We start from the raw sequence: 3,898 nt of genomic DNA, 5'->3' as shown, positions 1-3,898 counted from the left end.
CAGATTGGTTTGCTCCAAGGTTTCCTATGGTTATTGCATTTGGGCTAAAGTTTGTAATAAAGCTTGGCATACCTTGCTTTGTAATTACAACATTAGGGATACTAAAAGCAGGGCTTGTATTGCTTATTCTTAGGTTTAATGTATTGCTATTAGAATCGGGAAAGACATTATATGCCTGGATAGCATTGTTTATTAGTGCCAGGAAGATAAAGATTAGATCTATTTTCTTCATTCCTCAGATGAAATTCCACATACCTCCTGTAATGTGGCTATTGCCTTTAACATCCCTATGCTACATTCTACAGTTACTTCCTTTCCTTTAGTTTCTATAATATTTACCCCTCTTTCCTCAAGTCTTTCAATTAACCTTTCACTTACAGGAAATATTTTTACTTTCACTATATCACAATCATCCAGCTTAAGCATCCATAAAACATCCTCATTGAATTTGTATTTATTCGCCTCTATATCCCCTTCGTAAGCCATAGGTTCTTCAATAGATTTGATACCCCTTGTTTTTCTTTTTCTCTCCTGTTTTTCTATTGCTTCTATCCAGTCAGAAGGAGCAATCTTGTTTAATCCCTCTATTGTGGTTTTAATCTTTATTCTATTGTCTGTTGTGTTGATAATTTCTATACCCACCTGGGTTAGTTCCTGAATATGCTCATTTGGATTATCCCTACATACCAAACTTACCTCTACTATTTCATCTTCTTTTAACCTGCTTATGATAAGGTATTCTTCTTTGCTAAATTTATCTTGGGGCAATTGTATCCTTGATTCAGTCTTTGCTGGATTGCTTTTTCTGTATTCTTCCAGCCTTTCCTCTAGGCTTTTCTTTGGTTCTGGCTTTATTTTTTCTTGAGGAAGAGATTGAATTGTTATCTTTGATTCCTCCTCTCTTTGTTTCCTTAAATATGCTTCAAAATCCCTATCCCTTTCCTCTATCTTCCTCCATTCCTCTTCACTTGTTCCTTCTCCCTTTTTCCTCTCTGTTTTCCATAATTTATACATCCTTTCTTTTAAATTCCATTTATAGGTTTCTATCTGAGTGCCTGCAGGAACAGGACCTCCTTCAAGAGCGGAAATATTCTGAGAAACTATAATCTCGTCAATTTTGTCTCCATCAAGGTCTTTGATGTCATCGGGAGGGTAGAAACCACTTGAAGCTACAAGGTAAGGTGTAATTAAGCTTCCTGAGACTCCATTCCAACTGTATATATGTATCGCCATAGCAATTCTCATCCCAACATTACAGGTAACAATTATCTCTTTTTGGCTATCATTATTAATATCCCTAATGTCTTCTACTCTACACCGAGTGCCGCCAATTTCAGTTTCCCATTGTTTTATATACCTTCCTTTTACTTTCTTTAATATCACCAATTTGTTGCTTTCCCCAACAGAGTATATGCAAACAATCTCTTTTTCTTCAGAAAGAGCAACAGAATCTTTTCCTTTCTTTTTTAGAGGATCCAAATTTATTTCCTGAAAACTTTTTTTTGTGATGAGCTTTAGACGTTTCTCTACTTTCTCTTTTAGTTTATCTTCTGCAACCCCTTGTCTTTTAAAAGATTCTTCTAACAACTTTCTTTTTTTCTCTATTAATTCTGTAGGGAAATAGGCTTCGACTGTATCAAGAATTTTTTGTTTGCGGAGTTCTTGAGCAGATATTACAGTAGTAGTTCCTTTTTCCCCTTCACTTTGACTACCTATATTTTCCCCTTCTGCCAAAATATATTGGCTTATAATTGACATACATATAATTATGATTCTTTTTTTCATTTTGTTTTTCCTCCTTTAAAAATTTTTTTAACCATAGTTATCACTCCTGAGGCATATACCCCCTTTCATAAGCTCGGACAGCATTAATATAATTCTGATTAGGCCATGTTCCATCAGGGTTTTGTTGAACATTCGGACCTGCATTATATCTTGCTAAAGCCCCATTCCAATCTTCCATCCAATTTCCTGTATCTCTCCACTGACTTCTTAAATATCCTGAGCCAAAACCAATAATTGTTTGAGGATTAAATAAACCATAGGGTTCTCCTTCATATTCACTATCTACTGCCGTTGGATACATTACCTGTAAAAGTCCATAACTTGCTGCAATTACTAACTGGGCAGTAAAATTATTAGGAGGTCTCTTCCACTTTTGCCTAGGGTTATTATCAACTAATTCCCAAGCAGATAGTCCAAATCCGTCGTTTGGATTTGTATTCTCCACATTGACATCTGGAGAAGAATTTACCCTTGTAATTTCAAGGTAATTTGAAGGTAATCTATCACCACTTGGAAATGTTGTCCCATCCACCCGTTTTCCTCCAACCCTATAGTGAAAATACGGGTTTTCAAAGAGATCGTTATTGCCTGGCCCTGAAATATATAAATAATCATAATCCGGCTCATACCTATAAGCATTCGGATTGAAGTTAGCGCCGCTTTCCTGATGTATCTGAGCCTTTAACAACTGGGGTGGGATACCATTGGCATTCGCGGCATTGATTATTAAAACATCATATTGATTATTTGTATTCCCTAATCTGGCTGGTCTTATTACTGTTATAGTTGTTAAGCCATTTCTATTTCCATAACTTGCCCTTACCTGACAACTTCCTGTTCCAATAGCTCTAAATAGCCCATTGCCTTCTATTCTTCCAATTACTCTATCTGGAAAATCATCCCCTACCTGCCATGTGGCATTAACAGCACCTGCTACTGTTCCAGAGGCTATAATAAGCAGATTTGTGTTATTGGGATGAGGTAAGGCAGAAAGCTGTTGAGTAAGACCTAAGAGAACCTTAATCCCCTCGATTTCCAGGCTATAATTCCCCGACCCACTAGAGCTGTAATTAAATACCTTTATCCAGAGGTAGCCACTTCTGGTTAATGTGCATTCATCTGGCCTTCCTCTTCCATAGGTTGACTGGGCAATAAGAGGACCGGCAGAGGATTGGTCTCCAGAGTAAACAAAGAGGTCATAATCAATGTGAGAATCCATTGTTAACCTTATCCTTACTTGGGTTTCTTGGGGTAAATAGAGCCAATACCACAAAGATTGCCGATTAGAAATGCTTCCTTGAGTTTGGCTACCTATTGAAATATCTATTGGTCCTTGGGTTTGGCCTTGGGCAATGTTTGAAAGGGCTGATGTGTTTCCTCTCTCATCGTAGGTTTTTATTGCAAAGTAATAGAGGGTATTCAGATTAAGGTTTAAAACAACAAAGCTTTGTTGGGTTCCTGCGATGGCTGGAAAAGGTTTATTTTGAACAGAGGTGGCATTTTGCCAGTTTGCCTCGCTAATTTGGCTGGTAGAATATCTAATATCATACCCTGTTGCCTGGCCTGTATTTCCATCATCACCCGGGGAGGTCCAGGTAAGCTTAAGAGAGCTTTGGGTTATCTCAGAACAAGAGAGATTGGTTATCTGAGCCGGTGGTGTAGTATCCTGGGGAGGAGGGCTTCCACTTACTGCCTGGTATTTATCTACCTTAAATCCATAGGCAATGACACTATAGTCAGTGGTTAGCTTTACCTTTATTGTATCGCCAGAGACTATAGGAGACCAGACATCCAATAAATTATAACTATTGTAAGTGGCAATTATTTGATTGTTCTTATCCATAATATAAAGATAATCATAGCGAGGCTCTAAATCAATCTTTTCAAAATGAACCTTCATCTTTGATGCCCCAGGATGGTTGATTACCCAGGTATTGGTGTAATTATTAGAATAGGGATGAAAAGACTCACAGATATAGTTTACGGTTGTCCATTGCTCACCACTATCAGGAATAACCTTTATCTTCCAGAGGTTTAGACTGCCAATGTCTGCTCCTGCTCTGTCTTCTACCTTTAATTGCCAGTTGCCCCTTGCTTCATCGCCAAGAAATGT

General features: G+C 37.7%; 3 protein-coding genes. All 3 read right to left on the bottom strand.

Annotated elements, in window-relative coordinates; all coding sequences use genetic code 11:
• A partial coding sequence (locus AB1630_11020; GenBank protein ID MEW6104323.1) for a hypothetical protein occupies positions 1–232 on the bottom strand: 232 nt, incomplete at its 3' end.
• The gene (locus AB1630_11015; protein ID MEW6104322.1) at positions 229–1,785 is read right to left on the bottom strand and encodes a hypothetical protein; all 1,557 of its coding nucleotides are present in this window, start codon (positions 1,783–1,785) and stop codon (positions 229–231) included. The genes AB1630_11020 and AB1630_11015, both read right to left, overlap by 4 nt.
• A gap of 40 nt (positions 1,786–1,825) precedes the next feature.
• The coding region (locus tag AB1630_11010) for a transglycosylase SLT domain-containing protein (protein MEW6104321.1) at positions 1,826–3,898 on the bottom strand (2,073 nt) is incomplete at its 5' end.

It is taken from the genome of bacterium, assembly GCA_040753555.1.
Taxonomy (GTDB): domain Bacteria; phylum UBA9089; class UBA9088; order UBA9088; family UBA9088; genus JBFLYE01.
Note: the sequence above shows the minus strand (reverse complement) of the source record. Positions and strands in the feature narration are given on the sequence as shown.

Coding starts and splice junctions, on each gene's coding strand:
- AB1630_11015 (MEW6104322.1), bottom strand. CDS start 1,785: ATGAAAAAAAGAATCATAATTATATGTATGTCAATTATAAGCCAATAT.